Source organism: Brachybacterium sp. SW0106-09, assembly GCF_001293905.1.
Classification (GTDB): domain Bacteria; phylum Actinomycetota; class Actinomycetes; order Actinomycetales; family Dermabacteraceae; genus Brachybacterium; species Brachybacterium conglomeratum.
Map to the genome: position 1 here is coordinate 1 of NZ_BCAK01000014.1, position 18,704 is coordinate 18,704.

Sequence of the window (18,704 nt, forward strand, 5' to 3'; positions counted from 1 at the left end):
TAAACAACCCCCGTGTCCACGAACCGGGGGTAGGCCCCGACGACTACGTCGACTTCGGCATCCAGCTAGCCACCAATCCCCCCGAAGCTGCGGGCAAGGTTGAGCACACTGTGCAGCACGTGACAACTCGCCCAGCCCGAACTTTCGAGCTATGGGCAAACGAGAACGCAGCGCTCTTCCTCTAGACAACCGGGGTCCGGTGACCCGTAGTGACCAATGCGTGCTGGGATGCGATCTCCGCTCAGGCCGCCGAGATGGCGGCCGGGCGACTGTTGCGCCGATCGTTCGGCACCTCAACTGCGCACATCCGCCACGTTGAGGATGACCCTACGGAACAGTTACGGGGCCGTAGCTACCCCCGTCACACAGGGTCCAATCCGGCACTTTCGTGACAGATCTGCTCAGCCGGGTATACCCCATCGTGACATTCCCGCGGAACGAGGGCGGCATAGTCGAAGAGGCACTCAGGGTGCAAGCCCGAGTCGATGCGTGGCGAAGTGCTTGATAGCTGTTCCAAGCCAGGCAGGAAGCGCGGGATCAACGGACTCGACGATCGCTCGTTGGTCGACGTCGGTCTCGATCAAGTCACCGATGTCGTAGTACGTCGCGGGGTCGACCGGCCACACCGCTTGGACAGCTTCGTAGTGTTCGGCGACGAGCTCGAGTGCTTGGGACGAGGCGGGAGCAACTCCGGCGCGCCGTGCGCGCGAGAGGCGCCCGTAGAGCTCGTCACCGGTGGTGGCCATCTCGTCGTGATCACTCCGTGCCCAGCCCTCCATGCAAGAGATGCCGTGTTGCAGAGCTCTCACAGCTTCTTCGCCGAATCGCTCATGCAAGGTGGCAGCGAGGCTGTCCCGGGTTTGATGCAAGCCGCGGAAGAAGTCGACGTCGGGCAGTCGTCGATGACCTTCGAGATCGGCGATCGTCCGGTTGATGGTGGTGGCGATCTGGTCGAGTCGATCGCGCTCCGCGAGGACCAGCGCCAGGTGCCGGCGTAGCGCGGCCGTTTCGTCTTCGGAACCGGCAAGGATCGCCCCGATCTCCGGTAGCGGAACGTCCATCTCGCGCAGGAGCAAGATCCGCTGCAGGCGACGCAGCTCGTCCCGGCCGTACCAGCGGTAGCCATTGGCGGCGACGGCTGCGGGGGCCAGAAGACCGATCTCGTCGTAGTGGCGAAGTGTGCGCGTTGATACACCCGCCATCTTCGCCGCATCACTGATCGAGTACTGCACGATCCCAGAGTATCCAGGTTGACCTTCCCGTTACGGCAACCTCTAGCGTCCCCTGTCATGACTCCCAGCCAGCCCACCACCAGCGACCTCGTGCCAGCACCTATCGAGTTCACCGGGGACCCCGCGGTTGACACGGCGCTCCGCGACCTGATCGATATCGACCGCGACGTGCGTCAAGCTGCTGCCCTCGAACTCGGCACGCTCGCTGTGTCCGCGACCGCACCCGCCCTCGTTGCTCAACTATGGTCCGAACGGGACTTCTTCGTGCGCGACACGATCTCGTGGGCTGCGGCTCGGGTCGCCGACGCCGCCGTTCCACTACTGCTCGACGCCTTGGACAGCACGGACCCCGCCTCTCGAGTGCAATCCCTGCACGTGCTGAGCAAGATTGCAGACCCGTCCACCCTGGACGCCATCCTTCCTCTCGCGGACGACAGCAACTCTGACGTGGCTGCGAAGGCTCGGTGGGCGCTCACACGCATCGGAGACCCCCGGACCATACCCATCCTCACCAGGCACTTAGGCACAGGGGACGACAGCCGCTGGAACAGCCTGACCCGCGAGCTCGCGACCTTCGGAGAGGCTGCCGTGCCCGCACTGACCGCCGCGCTATCCGACGCTGCACCCACAGTTCGCCGGCATGCCGCGGAGGTGCTCTGCTTTGTCGGGCCTGCCGCGGAAGCTGCGATGAACGCTCTCGCGACAGCACTCGACGATGCCGATGCCGACGTGCGGACCTCCGCCGCTATGGCCCTCTTCGACCTGGATACGCCGTCCACTCGGGCGATACTCGCTCGCCAAGTCGAATCACGAGACCCTCGGTTGCGTGCAATAGCCAAGCGCGTCAGGACCGACGCGTGATCAGGCACCAACCTGGGCGTACTGCACGAGCTGGCGACACCCCAACGTGACAGCTACGGCACCGTAAGCTCCCCCGTCCCACAGGGTCCGAAACAGCAGTTATCGGCTAGTCCACCGCGGCGGCAGTTGGCACCAACTCAGCTGCGGACCGCCAGCCGAGACCGGCAGCGAAGACGAGGCCCGCAACGACCGCCATGAGCGAACCGGCGAGGCGAATCAAGGGCGTCCTGGGACGTCACCAACTACGGTGACAGCGCCGGGGCCAACCTCTCCGCGCTCGATCGAGCGCGGCACCGGAGGGACGATTCGGCGCGACCTCCAGATCGAAGAACGTGCGCGAGCGCGACGCCCAAGTAATCGCCGCTGACCAAACTGGAAGGAGCCCGACAGGTCGCCACCCGCTCTACTCTATTTCTCTAGGCAGTTCCGCCAGGAACATCTTCGCAGCCTCATTATCTTCGTCTCCCCAGTCAGATTTACGGAGCCGCTCCCTGCACTCTCTGAGCCATTCGATATTACCGGCAGTTATAGCCACCTCGGCCGCATCTCGTACCAATGCTGGCGGACTGGGCGTCGTGAAGGTCGACTGGAGGGTCGGCACACTTCCGTCGAGAATGCCGTGGTAGACGCTACTCCAACTGTCATGCTCGACAACGAACGGCACAGACAACTCTTCAATCTCGCGCACGAGCAGGTGATGCTCGATCGGATTTCGAATATTATACAACTCGTGACCCCCGAGGCCCCTCTCGCGCATCACATGTGCATAGACCTGACTAAACACAAACGCCGGATCTAGGAACCGCCTCGTGCCGTACGGGAAGTACCCTAGAACCACGTCGCGATAAGCCCCACTGGACGAAGGCCTACCCTTCTCGATCTCGGCAACAATAGTGACCTCCTGTGTGTCACAGAAAAGCCTCCTTCCGCCGGGCAGCTGCCTAAATCCGAGTGGCGTCAACTTCTCGGAAAGGGCCGACCTCAACTCGGCGTCTATGGATCGTATGTTATGTATCACTTAACCACTCACCCTATCTGCCTGAAGCGAATTATCCCATTGCCGTCTCTCCAGTAAACCCAAAGCTCACCCTTCCGGCCAGTCGCCTTTTCGTACCGCGCCAACTGCTTGAACCCACTCCGGATGGGGCGTCGGTTCCAGGGCTTTAGCTCCATTGGCCTCCCGCTCGCAGTCATACCGTCCGCATAACAGGGGGGGGCGGACTCCCCTTACAAATGCTCCGCCGAGGAGTATAGCCGCCACGCCGATTAACTATCACGCGAGTGAACTTGGAATGCGCTAGATTTCCCAGCTTGATCGAACTTTTGAAGTTCTTATTTCCGCGCTTTGCAATCGCGTTGTTGGTGCGAGCGCTGGCATTCGAAGTCCTCCCCCAGCCTGGACCCGTAGTGGGTCTCGACGCTACTCGACCTCCACCAACACTTCCCCCGAATCCCCCGCCGTCATGCCTCATTCTTGGGCGTTGCCCAGAGGTGTCGTGGACGTTTATGGGGTCGGTGGGATAATTGTAGGCGGTGGCGTTCGCACCCGGGATTGGGTCTGGGCTGGTGAAGGCTCCCGTGATGCGATTGTAGTACCGGACGCCCATGAGGGTGAGGTTCGCGGTCTCGACCGTGGTGGAGCGTTCTTTGGCTCCAAGCCAGCCATAGCCCGCGCTGGTGCCGGCGCTCGCGGTCTGGGCGGGGTCGATGGGGGTGCCGTATTCGGTGTAGCTGGACCAGCCGGCGATGGTGGTTGCTGCCGTGGTGGCGGGGGTGCCGGCGGGGATCGGGATGGTGGTGGCGATGTCGTCGCGGATGCTCGGGAGCATGAGGGACACGCCGCCGTCAGTGGCGATGCTGGCACCGAGGTCTCCGCTGATGGAGCTGGTGTAGCGGAGGGTCTCGGTGGACCCGTCGGGCCTCTTCGTCTCGATCCAGGAAGGATTGTCGGAGGAGTCGGTGTAGTGCCGGGTCACGGTCGTCACCTCCCCACCCTTGTCACTGGTCTGGACCAGGCGCCGCTTCGCGACGTCCAGGGTGAAGGTCGTGGTGGTGCCGTCCTGGGCCACCTTCTGGGGGAGGTCGTTGTCGAAGTACCCCAGCTGCACGTCTCCACCGGCGGGGTTCGGTGCGTGGGCTGCGGGGAGGGCCGTCTGCCGCCCGAGCGGGTCGTAGACGTAGCCGCCGGTGAGCCGGTCAGCGGTGTCGTAGGTCAGGGTCTGGTCGATGCCGGCGGTGGCGGTGCCGGTGGGGGGTGCCGTCGGCCCGGATCGTCTCCTTCACCGTGGCGCGGGCGCCGTTGGTGGTGAAGGTGTAGTCCCGCACCGTGTAGGGGCTGACGTCGCTGCCCTCGACCGGGGTGCCGGTGAGGTCCTCGACCTTGGCGAGGTTCCCCGACTTGTCGTAGGTGTAGCGGTGGTCGAAGTCCAGCGGGTTCCCGCCGGTCGGCTCGGTCATCTCCCCGTCGGTGGTGCCGCCGTCTGGGAGGATCCCGGCGGTGGTCGCGATGGCGGAGGCGAACGTGGTCTGGTCGGTGCGGACCCGGCCGAGGATGTCGTTGGTCTGGGACCACGCGATCCAGTCCCCCGTGGTGACATCGCCGGTGTCGGGGTCGGTGAGCTGTCCCGCGTAGGTCAGGCCCACCTCTTCCCCGGCCTCGTCCACGTGATGGCTGACGGTGATGCCGCCGGGCAGCTTCTCCGTCGTCATCGCGCCACTGGGGTCATAGGCCGCGGTGTACGTGAGGACCTCCGCGCCGGTGCGGGAGACGGACTGCGTCGTGACCACGCCGCGCCGTTCAGCCTTCCCGTTCGCGTCGGTCCCGTCATAGACGAAGGTCGTGGTGCCCTTCGGGTCAGCGATCGAGGTGACGCGCGCGGCGGTGTCGTAGCTGGTGGAGGTCTTCTCGCCCAGCTGGTTGGTGTAGCTGGTCTCTTTGCCCCACAGGTCGTAGGTGTATGCGTCCTTCGCGCCGCCGATCCCGGTGCCCAGCGGGTCGGCTACCCCGACCGCGTCGACCAGCCCGGTGGTGGTGTTGTACTGGGTGAAGATCGCCTCGGTAGCGACCGAACCGGCCACGCCGCTGGTGGAGGTCTTCTCCCACACCGCCCTCCCCGCGCTGTCGTACTTCACCTCGCTGGTGCGGGTCGCGGAGCCGGAGGTTTCGACCGTGGTGGTCGGTGCGAGCCAGTAGGACCATCCGTGCACCGGCGAATCTCATGCGGCGCAGGTTCGCGGCTCGGCGTAGCGGGGGGCCTACAGGAGCCGTCGACGAAGCTCGGAGATCTGGCGCTGCTCGGCCTGGTGGTCTTCGAAGTACAGCGCCAGCGAGTCGACGACGACAGTACGGGCGAGAGCCGTCAGCTCATTCGAGGAGAGCGTCCCGACCCGCTCACGGGCGAGACCTGTGGCGATCCCTGGAGCGACCTCCTCGTGGGTGAAGTCGGGCATGAGCTCCCATTGAGGGGGCGAGTTCGACTCGCCCACAGTGACCAGCAGGTAGAGGCAGAGACCAGGAAGCCGGCGGAAGTCGATGGTCGCCCGCAGCGCTTCCTGAGCTTCGTGGGCCGCGCAGCTGAAGTAGTCGGACACTGCCTCGTGGTCGGGGTAGGCGAAGAATTCACCACCGGGGTACTCGTAGATTCGATGCGGCACCTCACCGGAGTCCTGGACGTCGAGCTGAAGCCAGCTGAACGTCTCCACCGGGAACCCCTCCTCGACCTGCACCGGCGGCAGGACCGGATACTTCTCACTGTTCACTGTCGCGTACCACCTCAGCGGCTCCCCGGGGTGGTCATCGTCCGCGCCGTACCGCTCCTCGAGCACCTCCTGAACTGCGTACGAGAGCTCCTCATGCTCCTTCCAGGTACCCGCCGCCAGTTCCGACGGATCCCGGAGGACCGACCCGTAGGTCCTCTCCCCGAGGGCGACGATGCCGAGGCGCAGGTACTCGAAGCCGTCGTCGCTCCATCCCTCCCCGTCGAAGACTTCAGGGTTTCCCGTGAGGGCCGTGCGGACGGCCCCGCTGTCGAGCTTCCGGACCTTCCTCTGCAGCACCTTGTCGAAGCCCTCGAGGTCAGCGTCCGTCAAGCCCCGCAGAGCAGTACGCAGGGCCTCGATGTCGACCTCACGCCCTGCTCTCGCGCCGTCCAGCAGGCTCCAGAACCGAGCTTCCCTCATCCACTCCCCCTCACAGCCGTTCTCACCGATGTCCGGTGCCCTCGAGCACTTGCCTGGCGCAGGATCCACGTCTTCGACGAGGGCCCTCCGGCCTGATGGTCGAGCCCATGATCGGGTCGTGCTCGACGAGGGTCTACCGGCCAGAGCGAGCCCAGCGCCCGCACCGCCCGTCGTGCACGACCGGCGCGAGCGACAGCATCGTGCCTCGACCACGCCACTGGTGGACTGTCGGCCCCTGTGCCTACGCTCTCCCCGAGCGCCCGGCACCGAGCCGGCGCCGACGCCGAGGAGGAAGTCCGCCATGCCCGCTGCACTGCACCCCTACCTCAACTTCGACGGCAACGCCCGCGAGGCGTTCGAGTTCTACGGCGAGGCCCTCGGTGCCACGCCCCAGTTCGCCACCTTCGGGGAGTTCCAGGCGGTCCCCGAGGGCGACCCCGCCGCCGACAAGATCATGCACGGCTCGCTCGAGGTCACCGACCTGATCCGTCTGTACGCCTCCGACGTGGTCGAGGGGATGGGCGAGTACACCCGCGGCACCAACGTCACCCTCTCCCTGATGGGCGATGACGAGGCGGTGCTACGCAGCGCCTACGAGAAGCTGTCCGTGGGCGGCGAGATCACGATGCCGCTCGAGAAGCAGATGTGGGGCGACGTCTACGGCGCCTTCACCGACCGCTTCGGCATCGTGTGGCAGGTCAACATCTCCGGCGCGGAGGGCTGAACCTTCTCCGATGATCTCCGTGCTCTGCTCGAAGCAGAGCGCTCCCGCACCCGGGAGAGGATCGCGGCGCTGCGGCGCGACCACGCCGCGATCCTCGACGGGATGGAGCTGACCTCCACCGACGACGAGCACGACCCCGAGGGGCAGACCACCGCCGTGGACCGCTCCCGCACCGAGGCGCTGCTGGCCGGTGCCGAGCAGCACCTCGCGGACCTCGACACCGCGGAGCAGCGGATCGAGGACGGCAGCTACGGCATCTGCGAGGTGTGCGCCCGGCCGATCCCGCGCGCCCGCCTCGAGGTCCGGCCGACGGCGAGGACCTGCGTGGACCACGCCGCCTGACCGTAGGCTTCCCGTCATGACCGCTGCGACCGCCTCCTCGCCCGACGGCACGATCGTCGTCGTCGGCTCCGTGAACGTCGACCTCCTCGCGCAGGTGCAGCGTCACCCCCGGCCCGGGGAGACGCTGCACGGCACGGGCAGGCAGATGCTGCCCGGCGGCAAGGGAGCGAACCAGGCCGTCGCCGCCGCGCGCCTCGGCGCCCGGGTCGCGATGGTGGGTGCCGTCGGCTCCGACGTCCAGGCGGAGGCGGCGCTCTCCGCGCTGCGCGAGGCCGGCGTCGACCTCGGCCATGTCGCGGAGATCGAGGGGCCGACGGGACTGGCGATCGTGACGGTCGCGGAGGACGGGGAGAACTCGATCGTCGTCATCGCGGGAGCGAACGACGCCATGGACGCCGGCCGCGTCCGGGCCGCGGCCGAGGTCATCTCCGCAGCGCGCATCGTCGTGTGCCAGGGGGAGATCCCGCGGGACGGCATCGAGGCGCTGCCCGCGCTGGTCACGGGGAGGTTCCTCCACAACCCCGCACCGGTGATGGAGCTGGACCCGGCAGTGCTGCGCGCCTCGGACCCGCTGGTCGTGAACCAGCACGAGGCCGGGCTCGTCCTCGCCCAGCTCGCCCCCGACGAGGACGCTCCGGAGGACCCCGAGCAGATCCTCCGTGCGCTGCGCGCGGCGGGGATCCCGTCGGCCGTCCTCACCCTCGGCGCGGACGGCTCGCTGGTCGCAGAGCAGGGCGGCGTGCGCCGCATCCCGCCCGCCCCGGTCGAGGCCGTGGACACCACCGGCTCCGGCGACGCCTTCATCGGCGCGCTCGCGCTCGGGCTCGCCCGCGGCGACGATCTCACGACCGCCGCCCGCCTCGCCTCCCGCGTCGGCGCCTTCGCCGCGACCGGCGAGGGCGCCCAGCCCAGCTATCCCACCGCGGCCGACGCGCTCCCGCCGCTGCAAGAGGCCTGAGGCGACGCCCTCACGGCGGACGCCACGGAGCCGGAGCGGACGCGGGAGTATCCTGCGGCGGGGCGTGAGCCCGCGAGGTCGCGCCCCTGCGCCGAGCGGACCCGCCCGGCGGACCCCAGCACGAAGGATCGCCCCCATGACTACTCCACGCGTCACCGTCCAGCAGGCCTGGGATGCCCTCGCCGAGGGGAACGAGAGGTTCATGGCCGGGGAGCTGCGCCACCCGCAGCAGAACGCGGCCCGTCGCTCCGAGCTGACCGGGGCGCAGGCGCCGAACGCGGCGTTCCTGGGCTGCTCCGACTCGCGCGTCGCAGCGGAGATCCTCTTCGACTGCGGCCTGGGCGACCTCTTCGTGGTGCGCAACATCGGCCAGATCGCGAACGAGAACACGGTCGCTACCATGGAGTTCGCGGTCGCGGAGCTCGGCGTCGCCGTCATCGTGGTGCTCGCCCACGGCTCCTGCGGCGCGGTGAAGGCCGCGATCGACCAGACCACCGCGAACCCCAGCGAGGTCACCCCCGCGATCCGCAAGGAGCTCGAAGAGATCCGCCCGGCCGTGCAGCAGGAGTGGTTCGCGACCCAGCAGGTCAGCCCCTACGTCGAGCCGACGCTGATCGACGTGGACGCCGTGGGCCGTCGCCACCTCGACGAGACGGTCAACGCCCTCATGCGCCAGTCCACCGTCATCTCCGACGCGGTCGCCGAGGGGCGGCTCGGGATCGTCGGCTGCCAGTACCAGCTCGAGGAGGGCCGGGTCTCCCCGATCTCCTGGGTCGGGCAGCTCGACGTCGCGCGCTGAGCAGAGCGTTCAGCCGCCGAGCTGCGCCTCGAGGTCGTCGGTGGTGACGTTCGCGCCCGAGGCCGGCTCGACCACATCCGCGGCGAGCACCCTCGTCGCGGCGTCGCCCTCGGGATGCGCCTCGATCCGTACGAAGGCCCGTCGCACCCCGGGCTGCTCGCGGTAGGTCCGGGAGACGGTCTCCAGCACCGTGAGCAGGGACTGCTCGACGCCGGCCCGGTCCTCGCCTTCCAGCACGAGCACCCCGCCGATCGTGGTGCCGGCGTTGGTGGAGTCCTGGAACTGCACGAGGCCATCCAGGTGCTCGGGCAGCGCCTCGACGGCGGTGCGCAGCGCGTCCTGCACGGCGCCGACGTCGCTGCGCCCGCCGAGTCCGCACGCGGCGAGCAGGCTTCCCACGATCCCCACCAGCACTCCTCTGCGGCCGACGCCTCTCATCGGCCCATCATCCCCCACCGTCACCGCGCGACGCCTCAGTTCTCACGGTGCACGCCAGAGCTGTAGTGCTGGACGTTGCCGGGATCTCCGGTGAGGAAGGGTGCGAGGCTCGGGTCCCGGTTGTACTGGGAGAGCGCCGAGTTCGGGTCCTGCAGCTGGGTCTGGACGGAGTTCTGGTACTCGGCGCCGCTGTGGTTGGTGCCGACGTCGAAGATGTTCGAGCCGGGGCTGTCGAGCGTCACCGTGGTGGTGCTGCCGGAGCCGATGTTCTGGTTCGCGAGCAGCTCGGAGGGGTTCGGGACCGGCAGCGGGATCGGGATGCCCTTGGGCCCCGGCACGATCGGCCCCATGTACGAGCCCTCGGCGTCGATGCGGGGCACGAGGTCCGACCCGTGCTGGATGTTCAGCTGGTTCACGGACGAGGGGACCGAGTAGTTGTCCACCGGCGAACCGTCGGTCATGACGTTGGTGACGTTGTACTGCGAGGCGAAGTCCTCGTTCGCGGCGAGACTCGAGGCGATCATGCCGCCCTGCGAATGGCCGTTGAGCATCAGCGGGGTGCCGGGCGGGATGTCGTTGTCCGCATAGAGCTGCGCGATCGCGTCGGCCGTCGCCTGGGAGCCGGCGGACCAGCCGCCGGAGCCCGCCTGCAGCGCATTGCCGGTGAGGTCCATCGGGTTGTCCCCGGCGCTCAGCCCCCACTGCTCCGTGCCGGGGATGTTGACGATCACGCCGGTGGGCGGGTTGCCGACCACGCTCATCGAGACCTCGCCGGTCTCCTTGTCGCCGTAGGTCTGCTGGGTGTTCGCGATGATCTGGGAGAGGTCGCTCGGGGGCACCAGGCCGGACTCCTCGCCGGTGACCGGGACGGGCGCGTCCGCGTAGCCGGTGCCGTCGTCGCCCCAGTGGTGGTCCACCCCGGTCACGAGTTCGACCAGTCCGTTCGCGCCGCGGACCAGCCCCGTGGCCCCGTCGACCAGTACCTCGGTGAAGCGCGGCCACTCGAAGTCCCGCACGGCGTCGACCGCGGTGCTGACCAGGTCCTTCCCGTCCTGGACGCGATCGCCCAACCAGTCCAGGCCCTCGCCGACCCGGTCGCCGAGCCAGTCCGCGCCGTCGGAGATGCGGTTCCCGAGCCAGTCGAACCCGTCGCCGATCGCGTCGACGACGTCGCCGGCGGTGTCCCCCAGCCAGTCCATCATGTCGCCGAACCAGCCGCCGTCGCCGTCCTCGGAGGCGCGGTCCTGCTCCTCGACGTGCTGCTGCAGCTCGCGGGAGCGGTCCTCGAGCCCGGGCATCACGAGCGACTCGCCCTCGCGACGGGTGCTCCCCCACTGCTCGCGGAAGGCGTCGGCGTCGGGGCCGACCCAGGCGACCGACCGGACGCTGCCGTCGAGGTCGCCGAGCAGTCCCTCGAGGCGCTGCGCCGCCCGGGCGAGCGCCTCGGACTGTCCGGTGACCTGCTCGGTGTCCATCCCCTGGAAGCTCATCAGGCGGCCCTCCGCGCGGCGTGGGTGGTGACGTGGTCGATCGCGCCGATGACCTTCGCGCACAGCGCGTCGGCGAGGGAGCCGGGGGCGGCCTCGCGCGCCTCGGCGCCGTCGTCGCCGGGGACCAGCAGGGCGAGCTGCTCGCCCTGCTGCCCGAGCGCGTACCAGGAGCCGCCGCCGACGGTGGTCTCCTCCGGGGTCGGGGAGGAGACGACGACCATCTGCACCTGCGCTATCGACGGGGCGTCGGCGAGGTGATCCGGGGCGGGGGCGGGCTCCGCGTCGGTGAAGGCGGGGCGCTGCGGCACGAGGGACCGCACGAGCGCGCCCAGGTGCTCGATGGTCGCCAGGCCCAGCAGCACGGCGTTCGAGCGTCGGCCGAGCCGCATCGTCGTCTCGTCGGCGCTGACCTCGTGCTCCTGGTCGATGACCAGCACGAATCGTCCGGCGATCCGCAGGGTGGTGGTCCAGCCGCGGTCCCCGTCGACGCAGACGAGCTCGGCGCCGACCGGCGAGCGCAGCCCGCTGCGCAGCAGCTGCTCCCAGTGCTGGTCGAGGACGAGGGCGTCCTCGTCCTCCGGGGAGTCGACGAGGAGCCCGGCGAGCTCGAGCTCGACGACCTGCTCCTCGGTGAGCTCGGGGGCGGGCTCCTCCCCGAGCGCGAGCGCACGCACCCGGTCGAAGGCTCCCTCGCTGATCCGCACCAGGCGCGAGGGTCCGGGCAGCGCGGTCACCCGCGGCCCCGCCCCCGGCGTCCTCGACTGCTCGTCCTCGTCCCGATTCCCCATGGCCGTCCCCTCGCCCGTCGTCACACCACTCCTCCGGGCAGGCTAGGTGCGGCCGACGCGGGTGGGAATGGGGAGGACTCCCCATGGACAGGCGGCGGGCAGGCGTCCGACGCGCCGACATCCGACGAGCCGTCCGACCCCCGCCCGGCCGACGGCGCACCGGTCGCCGCCGGCCCGGCCCGTCTCAGCCCTCCGCCAGCACCGCCCGACGCCACCCGCGCGCGGAGCTGATCACCGCGATCTCCTCCGCCTTCTCCAGGTCGGAGGCCGTCAGCTCCCGCTCCACGAGCTCCCCGGCCTCGAGCGCGAGGCGTCGACCGACCCCGTCGAGGCAGCAGTCCTCGAGCGGCGGGGTGCACCAGGTGCCGTCCAGGCGCAGGGCGAGGCTCGCGATGGTGGTCTCGACGAGGCGGCCGTGAGCCCCGCGGAGGATGACGTCATCGGCCTCCGGGTGCCGTTGACGCGCCGCGTCGAAGTGATCGCGCACCGTGGTCTTGTGGGCGCTGAGCCCGGCGGGGAAGGCGGTGGGCTGCGCGTCCAGCACGAGCCGCACCGGCTCCGGCGCGGGGGTGAGCGGGCGGGGCTCGACGGAGACGCTCCCGTCGCGCCGCAGCCGCAGCCGCACCAGCTGCTCGCCCTCGAGCGCGGCGACCTGCCCGAGCGCGGCCTCGAGCGCCTCCTCGTCGATCACGATCCCGAAGCGCGCGGCCGAGCCGCGCAGTCGCTCGAGGTGGGGCTCGAGGTGCTGCGCACGTCCGTCCCTCACGGCGAAGGTCTCCAGCAGCGCGAAGGGCTCCCGCTGCCCCATCGGCAGCACGGCGGCCTTGACGAGCAGCTCGTCGTACTCCCCGTCAGCCGTGGATCCCCAGGTCACGCCGCCGCCCGCGCCGTAGACGGCGGCGCCGCCGGCCTCGTGGTCGATGACGACGGTGCGGATCGCGACGGAGAGGCTCGCCCGCGGGTGCTCGCCCGGGCCGCCCGGGGCGATGACGCCGATCGCGCCGCAGTACACGCCGCGCGGGGTGTCCTCAAGGCGGGTGATCAGCTCCATCGTGGAGAGCTTCGGGGCGCCGGTGATCGAGCCGCAGGGGAACATCGCGCCGAGCACGCCCACGAGCCCGGTGCCGGGCAGGGGTCGGGAGCGCAGTCGGGAGACGAGCTGGAACAGCGTCGGGTACTCCTCGACGTCGAGCAGCTCGGTGACCTCGACGCTGCCGGGCTCGCTGATCCGGGCCATGTCGTTGCGCAGCAGGTCCACGATCATGACGTTCTCGGCGCGGTCCTTCTCCCCCGTCGCGAGCATCTCCCGCGCCGCCTCGTCCGTCGCGGGATCGCCGGTGCGTGGGGCGGTGCCCTTCATCGGCGCGGTGGTGATCTCGTTCCCGTCCCAGGTCAGGAAGGTCTCGGGACTCGCCGAGACGACGGTATGGCGGCCGAGCTCGAGATAGGCGTGGTGGGCGCCGCGCTGACGGTGGGCGAGGTCGCCGTAGAGGCCGTAGGGGTCTCCGACGAGGCGCGAGCGGAGCCGGGTGGTGAGGTTCGTCTGGTAGGTGTCGCCCTCAGCGATCGCCGCCCGCACGGCCGCGATCGCCTCGGCGTGCTCGGCCCGGGTCCAGTCGGGCTGCCAGGCCTCGAGCGCGTACCCGCCCGCGGGGGTGAGCGGGGCGGGGTCGGGGTCCGGGGCCTCCGCGATCCCCGCCCACACCAGCGGCAGACCGTCCTCACCGGTGTGGACCTGCGCGTCGGGGTCGAGCCCGGCGGCGGCCTCGTAGGCGATCATCACCACTGCCCAGGCGCCGTCGGCGACGGCCTGCTCGATCTCGGCGAGCGCGGGCCGCACCTCCTCGGGCCGCTCCGCCCGGATCTCCCGCGCGAAGCGGCCGAACTGCAGCGTCGTGCCCGCGACGAGGTCGTCGAGCCGGGCACGCGGCGCGGGGGCGGAACCGGAGGTCATCCCCGCATTCTGCCCGATCCGGGGCTCGTCGTCGTGGTGGTCCGAGGAGGCGGTGCCGATACGATCCGGTCATGGATCCCGCCACCCCCCGCACCGCCTATGTCGACGCGACCGCCGGGATCGCCGGCGACATGCTGCTGGCCGCGCTCGTCGACGCCGGCGCGGACCTCGCGGGCGTCCAGCGGGTGCTCGACGCGCTGGTCCCGGACTCGGTGCGCTTCGTCCGCTCCGACGTGGACCGCGGCGGGCAGCGCGCGGTGAAGGTCGACGTGGAGGTGCTGGTCGACGACCCGCCGCACCGCACATGGGCCTCGATCCGGGACCTGCTCGAGCAGGCGCGCGGCCGCGCCGAGGTCCCGGGCCGCACGATCGACCTGGCCCTGGCGGTCTTCGGCCGCCTCGCCGACGCGGAGGGCGCGACCCACGGGGTCCCGGCCGACGAGGTCCACTTCCACGAGGTGGGAGCGCTGGACTCCCTGGCCGACGTGATCGGGGCGTGCGAGGCGTGGCGGCAGCTCGGCGTCGAGGAGGCGACGGGCAGCGTTCTCGCCGTCGGCTCGGGCCGGATCCGCGCCGCGCACGGCGACATCCCCGTCCCGGTGCCCGCGGTCGCGCGCCTCGCCCTCGGCTGGCCGACGGTCGCCGGCGAGATCCTCCCCCCGCGCGGGCACGCGCCCTCACACGGTCACGATCTCAGCCACTCGCACGCCGACGCGCACATGCACAGCCACGACGAGCATCACGGCGCAGACCGCGGGCAGGACCACGGCCATGCCCACCCACACTCGGACGACCCGGTCCCCGTCCCCGACTCCGACGCAACCCTGCCCCCCCACGCCCAGGGCGGCCCTCACGAGCACGGCGGCCGGCGCGTCCCCTCCGGTGTCGCCCCCGGCATCGGCGAGCTCGCCACCCCCACCGGCGTCGCCCTCCTTCGCGGCCTCGCCGCGACTGCCGGCCCCCAGCCGATGATCGCCACCGAGGCGCTCGGCGTCGGCGCCGGCACCAAGGACACCCCGGGCCGCCCGAACGTCGTCCGTGTCCTCGTCGGCCGCCCGTTCACCGCCGAGCCGCACGCCGCCGGGCAGCTCTCCGCAGCGCTCCCGACGACCGCACCCCGGTCGACCGCGCCGCGGGCGACCGATCCCGCCTGGGCCGATCCCGACTCGGCCGATCCCGCGGCATCAGACCTCGGCCCCGTCCCCAGCACCCTCGCCGCGAACGAGCTGCCTGCCGACGATCTCCCGCCCGACGCCCACGCCACCCCCGCCTCCGCCCTCCAGCTCGAGGCGAACGTCGACGACCTCGACCCCCGTCTCTGGCCCCGCGTGCTCGAGGAGCTGCTGGACGCGGGCGCTCTGGACGCCTGGCTCGTCCCGATCTCGATGAAGCACGGCCGCCCCGCCGTCACGATCCACGCACTGGTCCGCGAGGGCTCCGAGGGCCCCGCCGCATCCCTGCTCATGGACCGCACCGGCACCCTCGGCGTGCGGATGCACCGGGTCGAGCGGATCATCCGCACCCGCGAGTTCACCGAGGTCGAGGTGCGCGGCCAGCGCATCGCCGTGAAGATCGCCCGCGGCCAGGACGGCGCCGTCGTGCGCCGAGAGCCCGAGTTCCGCGACGTCGCCGCCGCGGCCCGCGTCCTCGGCATCAGCGAGCGCACCATGCTCGACCTCGCCAAGGAGGCCGCCTCCGACCTCTCGACCAGCTGACACGGCCCGTGCCGACGCTCTCCCGCGCCCACGCGACGACAACGGCACCAACGACAGCAGCGACCACAGCGACCACAGCGACCAGCAGGGCTGCTGCAGAAAAGCACGTACATCATGTACGTCACGTACGCCGATTTCTTCGACGGCACCGCTGCTCGTTCCCGGCACACCGTTCCGCCGACGGTCACGACCAGCGGCCCTCGGGCCGCGCCCGGCCGATCGCCCGTCTCGACTTCCCCGGTTCCACAGCGGCACCCCGACCCCCGCGCGATACTGGGAAGGGACCGACAACGCTCCCGAGGAGGAGGACCCATGCCTGCCCTGCCCGACGCGATCACCAAGGCCATGACCATGGCCCGCACCGCCGAGAACGGACGCCACGCGGAGGTCCTGGTGAGCGACGGCCCGCTGCGCCAGAGCGTCATCGCGCTGCGTCGCGGCGTGCGCCTGCCCGAGCACAACTCCCCGCCCGCCGCGTCGATCCAGGTGGTGCGCGGCAGCGTGCGCGTGACGGGTCAGGAGGAGGCGGAGCTGCGCGCCGGCGACCTCGACGCGCTCACCCACTTCCGCCACGCCGTCGAGGCGCTCGAGGACTGCGCCTTCCTGCTCACCACCGTCACCTCGCAGCCCAGCGGCGGCAGCCACGCCACCCGCACCGGGGAGCTGCCGGTGATGAAGGACGAGGACCGAGCCTGACGGAGCGGCCTGACGGAGCAGGGCCCGACCGCGCCCGGCAACGCTCCTAGCCCACCATGCCGCGAGCTCCCCGCGCGACGGATCGCCGGGGAGCTCGCGACGCGTCAGAGCGTCAGCCCACCTCGCCGCCGCCCTGCCCGCCGCTCATCTTCGCGAGCCGCAGCCACGTGTCCACCACCGTGTCCGGGTTCAGGGACATCGAGGCGATGCCCTGCTCGAGCAGCCATTCGGCGAGATCCGGGTGGTCCGACGGACCCTGCCCGCAGATGCCGACGTACTTCCCCGCCGCACGGCACGCCTCGATCGCACGCCCCAGCATGAACTTCACCGCCGGGTCCCGCTCGTCGAAGGAGTCCGCGACCAGCGCCGAATCGCGGTCGAGGCCCAGCGTCAGCTGGGTCATGTCGTTCGAGCCGATCGAGAAGCCGTCGAAGTGCTCGAGGAACAGCTCCGGCACCGCGGCGTTCGAGGGGATCTCGCACATCATGATCACCTCGAGCCCGTTCTCCCCGCGCACCAGCCCGTGGCTCGCGAGCAGGTCGATCACACCCTTCCCTTCGGCGGGGGTGCGCACGAAGGGGATCATGAGCTTCACGTTGGTCAGCCCCATGTCCTCGCGCACGTACCGCAGCGCCTCGCACTCCATCGCGAAGCAGTCGGCGAAGTCCTCCGAGAGGTACCGCGAGGCGCCGCGGTAGCCGATCATCGGGTTCTCCTCCTCCGGCTCGAACAGCGTGCCGGCCAGGAGGTTCGCGTACTCGTTGGACTTGAAGTCGCTCATCCGCACGATCACGGGCTCGGGGTGGAAGGCCGCGGCGATGGTCGCCACGCCCTCGGCGACGCGCTGGACGAAGAACTCGCGCGGCCCCTCGTAGGCGCTGATCCGCTCCGCCACCTGCGCGGCGATCTCCGGCTCGTCCTTCTCCAGCCGGTCCAGCTCGAGCAGGGCGCGGGGGTGGATGCCGATCTGGCGGTTCACGATGAACTCCAGCCGCGCGAGACCCACGCCCGCGTTCGGCAGGCGGGAGAAGGAGAACGCCTGCTCGGGGTTGCCGACGTTCATCATGATCTTCGTGGGCAGCGCCGGCATCGAGTCGACCTCGGAGGAGGAGACCGAGTAGTCGAGGATCCCCTCGTACACGTAGCCGGTGTCGCCCTCGGCTGCGGAGACGGTGACCTCGTCCCCGTCCGCCAGGTCGCGGGAGGCGGTGCCGGTGCCGACCACGGCCGGGATCCCCAGCTCGCGGGCGATGATCGCGGCGTGGCAGGTGCGCCCGCCGCGGTCGGTGACGATGGCGCTGGCGCGCTTCATGATCGGCTCCCAGTCGGGGTCGGTCATGTCGGCGACGAGCACCTCGCCGGGCTGGAACTCGTGCATGCGATCGATCGTGTCGAGCACCCGGACGGGGCCGGCGCCGATCCGGGCGCCGATCGCACGGCCCTCCGCCCGGACGGGGCCTCGGGAGGCCAGCAGGTACTTCTCCACGGTGTTCCCGGCGCGGGACTGCACGGTCTCGGGGCGGGCCTGGAGGATGTAGAGCCTCCCGTCGGCCCCGTCGAGTCCCCACTCGATGTCCATCGGCCGCCCGTAGTGCTCCTCGATGACCAGCGCCTGGGTCGCGAGCTCGGTGACCTGCTCGTCGGCCAGCGACAGCCGCACCCGCTCGGCGGGGTCGACCTCGACGAAGGCGGTGGTGCGGCCGACGGCCGTGTCGGTCGTGTAGATCATCTTCGTGGCCTTCTCGCCCACCTGCCGCTTGAGGATCGCTGGCCGGCCGCCCCGCAGCCCGGGCTTGTGGACGTAGAACTCGTCGGGGTTCACCGCGCCCTGGACCACGCCCTCGCCGAGCCCGAAGGCGGAGGTGATGAACACGGCCTGGTCGAAGCCGGACTCGGTGTCGACGGTGAACATGACGCCGGAGGAACCGATGTCGGAGCGGACCATCTTCTGCACGCCGGCGCTGAGCGCGACCGCGGCGTGCTCGAAGTCGTGGTGGACGCGGTAGGCGATCGCCCGGTCGTTGTAGAGCGAGGCGAACACCTCCCGGATCGCGAGCAGCACGTCGTCGATGCCGCGCACGTTCAGGAAGGTCTCCTGCTGCCCGGCGAAGGACGCATCCGGCAGGTCCTCGGCCGTCGCCGAGGAGCGCACCGCGAAGGACGCCTCCTCGCCGCTGCCGGCGGCGAGCGTCGAGTAGGCCTCGCGGATCCCCTCCTCGAGGGCGGAGGGGAAGGGCTGCTCGATGACCAGCGCCCGGATCTCGCGGCCCGCCTCGGCGAGCGCGATCGTGTCGTCGGTGTCCAGGCCCTGCAGCCGCTGGTCGATGCGCTCGGCAAGGCCCGTCGCGCCGAGGAACTCGCGATAGGCGTCGGCGGTGGTCGCGAAGCCGTCGGGCACCGCGACCCCGAGGGCGGAGAGGTTCGAGACCATCTCGCCCAGGGAGGCGTTCTTGCCTCCGACCTGCTCGAGATCGGCCATGCCGAGCTCGGAGAACCAACGGATGCTCTGCGTCATTGCTGCTCCTTCG

The 18,704-nt window shown here is 70.3% G+C and carries 18 protein-coding genes and 1 pseudogene; 8 read left to right on the forward strand and 11 right to left on the reverse strand.

All coding sequences use genetic code 11. The features are described 5' to 3' along the window. A pseudogene (locus Y09_RS17835) lies at positions 1-185 on the forward strand (hypothetical protein); the annotation flags it as partial. 279 nt (positions 186-464) lie between these two features. Here Y09_RS17835 and Y09_RS07455 read toward each other — a convergent pair. Continuing rightward, a complete protein-coding gene (locus tag Y09_RS07455) occupies positions 465-1,232 on the reverse strand; it encodes a MerR family transcriptional regulator (RefSeq protein WP_053917162.1) in 768 nt (255 codons plus the stop codon). 57 nt (positions 1,233-1,289) lie between these two features. On the opposite strand from Y09_RS07455, the gene Y09_RS07460 reads away from it, so the two are divergent. After that, complete coding sequence (locus Y09_RS07460) at positions 1,290-2,093, forward strand: HEAT repeat domain-containing protein (protein ID WP_053917163.1); 804 nt, start codon at positions 1,290-1,292, stop codon at positions 2,091-2,093. 403 nt (positions 2,094-2,496) lie between these two features. On the opposite strand, the gene Y09_RS17190 is transcribed toward Y09_RS07460, so the two are convergent. From Y09_RS17190 to Y09_RS07470, 5 genes are all read right to left on the reverse strand, one after another. After that, complete coding sequence (locus tag Y09_RS17190; protein WP_148639574.1) at positions 2,497-3,111, reverse strand: hypothetical protein; 615 nt, start codon at positions 3,109-3,111, stop codon at positions 2,497-2,499. An 8-nt stretch (positions 3,112-3,119) separates the two neighbouring features. Then, positions 3,120-3,287 (reverse strand): hypothetical protein, encoded by a 168-nt coding sequence (locus tag Y09_RS18215; protein ID WP_148639575.1) that lies wholly within the window; start codon positions 3,285-3,287, stop codon positions 3,120-3,122. After that, complete coding sequence (locus tag Y09_RS17200; RefSeq protein WP_148639576.1) at positions 3,284-4,201, reverse strand: RHS repeat-associated core domain-containing protein; 918 nt, start codon at positions 4,199-4,201, stop codon at positions 3,284-3,286. The genes Y09_RS18215 and Y09_RS17200 overlap by 4 nt, the downstream gene beginning before the upstream one ends. 88 nt (positions 4,202-4,289) lie before the next feature. Then, positions 4,290-5,300 carry a hypothetical protein gene (locus tag Y09_RS07465; protein ID WP_053917164.1) on the reverse strand — a complete coding sequence of 337 codons (1,011 nt, stop codon included), beginning with the start codon at positions 5,298-5,300 and terminating at the stop codon, positions 4,290-4,292. 48 nt (positions 5,301-5,348) lie between these two features. After that, positions 5,349-6,341, reverse strand: coding sequence for a DUF4240 domain-containing protein (locus Y09_RS07470; protein ID WP_159419645.1), 993 nt, complete (start codon positions 6,339-6,341; stop codon positions 5,349-5,351). A 232-nt stretch (positions 6,342-6,573) separates the two neighbouring features. Here Y09_RS07470 and Y09_RS07475 point away from each other — a divergent pair, with 232 nt between their 5' ends. From Y09_RS07475 to Y09_RS07490, 4 genes are all read left to right on the forward strand, one after another. Further along, entirely contained in the window at positions 6,574-6,996 is a 423-nt protein-coding gene (locus tag Y09_RS07475; protein ID WP_053917166.1) for a VOC family protein, read from the forward strand. A 102-nt stretch (positions 6,997-7,098) separates the two neighbouring features. After that, on the forward strand, positions 7,099-7,338 hold the full coding sequence (locus Y09_RS07480) for a TraR/DksA C4-type zinc finger protein (protein WP_345742680.1): 240 nt from the start codon (positions 7,099-7,101) through the stop codon (positions 7,336-7,338). A gap of 16 nt (positions 7,339-7,354) precedes the next feature. Next, positions 7,355-8,296 carry a ribokinase gene (locus Y09_RS07485; RefSeq protein ID WP_053917168.1) on the forward strand — a complete coding sequence of 314 codons (942 nt, stop codon included), beginning with the start codon at positions 7,355-7,357 and terminating at the stop codon, positions 8,294-8,296. A 136-nt stretch (positions 8,297-8,432) separates the two neighbouring features. Beyond that, positions 8,433-9,095 carry a carbonic anhydrase gene (locus Y09_RS07490; protein WP_053917169.1) on the forward strand — a complete coding sequence of 221 codons (663 nt, stop codon included), beginning with the start codon at positions 8,433-8,435 and terminating at the stop codon, positions 9,093-9,095. Between the two features lie 9 nt (positions 9,096-9,104). Here Y09_RS07490 and Y09_RS07495 read toward each other — a convergent pair whose 3' ends face one another. From Y09_RS07495 to pabB, 4 genes are all read right to left on the reverse strand, one after another. After that, positions 9,105-9,503 (reverse strand): hypothetical protein, encoded by a 399-nt coding sequence (locus tag Y09_RS07495; protein WP_053917170.1) that lies wholly within the window; start codon positions 9,501-9,503, stop codon positions 9,105-9,107. A 65-nt stretch (positions 9,504-9,568) separates the two neighbouring features. Continuing rightward, positions 9,569-11,023 (reverse strand): WXG100 family type VII secretion target, encoded by a 1,455-nt coding sequence (locus Y09_RS07500; protein ID WP_053917171.1) that lies wholly within the window; start codon positions 11,021-11,023, stop codon positions 9,569-9,571. After that, positions 11,023-11,811: a hypothetical protein gene (locus Y09_RS07505; protein ID WP_234695660.1), complete on the reverse strand. Its 789-nt coding sequence runs from the start codon at positions 11,809-11,811 to the stop codon at positions 11,023-11,025. The genes Y09_RS07500 and Y09_RS07505 overlap by 1 nt, the downstream gene beginning before the upstream one ends. Before the next feature lie 184 nt (positions 11,812-11,995). After that, positions 11,996-13,765: an aminodeoxychorismate synthase component I gene (gene pabB, locus Y09_RS07510; protein ID WP_053917173.1), complete on the reverse strand. Its 1,770-nt coding sequence runs from the start codon at positions 13,763-13,765 to the stop codon at positions 11,996-11,998. Between the two features lie 71 nt (positions 13,766-13,836). On the opposite strand from pabB, the gene larC reads away from it, so the two are divergent. Beyond that, positions 13,837-15,480, forward strand: a complete 1,644-nt coding sequence (gene larC, locus Y09_RS18175; RefSeq protein WP_053917174.1) for a nickel insertion protein — start codon at positions 13,837-13,839, stop codon at positions 15,478-15,480. Between the two features lie 312 nt (positions 15,481-15,792). Continuing rightward, positions 15,793-16,176: a hypothetical protein gene (locus Y09_RS07520; protein ID WP_053917175.1), complete on the forward strand. Its 384-nt coding sequence runs from the start codon at positions 15,793-15,795 to the stop codon at positions 16,174-16,176. Positions 16,177-16,288: 112 nt separating this feature from the next. On the opposite strand, the gene ppsA is transcribed toward Y09_RS07520, so the two are convergent. Further along, complete coding sequence (gene ppsA, locus Y09_RS07525; protein ID WP_053917176.1) at positions 16,289-18,691, reverse strand: phosphoenolpyruvate synthase; 2,403 nt, start codon at positions 18,689-18,691, stop codon at positions 16,289-16,291. Positions 18,692-18,704: the final 13 nt, after the last annotated feature.

Coding starts and splice junctions, on each gene's coding strand:
- Y09_RS07460 (WP_053917163.1), top strand. CDS start 1,290: ATGACTCCCAGCCAGCCCACCACCAGCGACCTCGTGCCAGCACCTATC.
- Y09_RS18215 (WP_148639575.1), bottom strand. CDS start 3,287: ATGACTGCGAGCGGGAGGCCAATGGAGCTAAAGCCCTGGAACCGACGC.
- Y09_RS07475 (WP_053917166.1), top strand. CDS start 6,574: ATGCCCGCTGCACTGCACCCCTACCTCAACTTCGACGGCAACGCCCGC.
- Y09_RS07480 (WP_345742680.1), top strand. CDS start 7,099: ATGGAGCTGACCTCCACCGACGACGAGCACGACCCCGAGGGGCAGACC.
- Y09_RS07485 (WP_053917168.1), top strand. CDS start 7,355: ATGACCGCTGCGACCGCCTCCTCGCCCGACGGCACGATCGTCGTCGTC.
- Y09_RS07490 (WP_053917169.1), top strand. CDS start 8,433: ATGACTACTCCACGCGTCACCGTCCAGCAGGCCTGGGATGCCCTCGCC.
- Y09_RS07500 (WP_053917171.1), bottom strand. CDS start 11,023: ATGAGCTTCCAGGGGATGGACACCGAGCAGGTCACCGGACAGTCCGAG.
- Y09_RS07505 (WP_234695660.1), bottom strand. CDS start 11,811: ATGGGGAATCGGGACGAGGACGAGCAGTCGAGGACGCCGGGGGCGGGG.
- pabB (WP_053917173.1), bottom strand. CDS start 13,765: ATGACCTCCGGTTCCGCCCCCGCGCCGCGTGCCCGGCTCGACGACCTC.
- larC (WP_053917174.1), top strand. CDS start 13,837: ATGGATCCCGCCACCCCCCGCACCGCCTATGTCGACGCGACCGCCGGG.
- Y09_RS07520 (WP_053917175.1), top strand. CDS start 15,793: ATGCCTGCCCTGCCCGACGCGATCACCAAGGCCATGACCATGGCCCGC.
- ppsA (WP_053917176.1), bottom strand. CDS start 18,691: ATGACGCAGAGCATCCGTTGGTTCTCCGAGCTCGGCATGGCCGATCTC.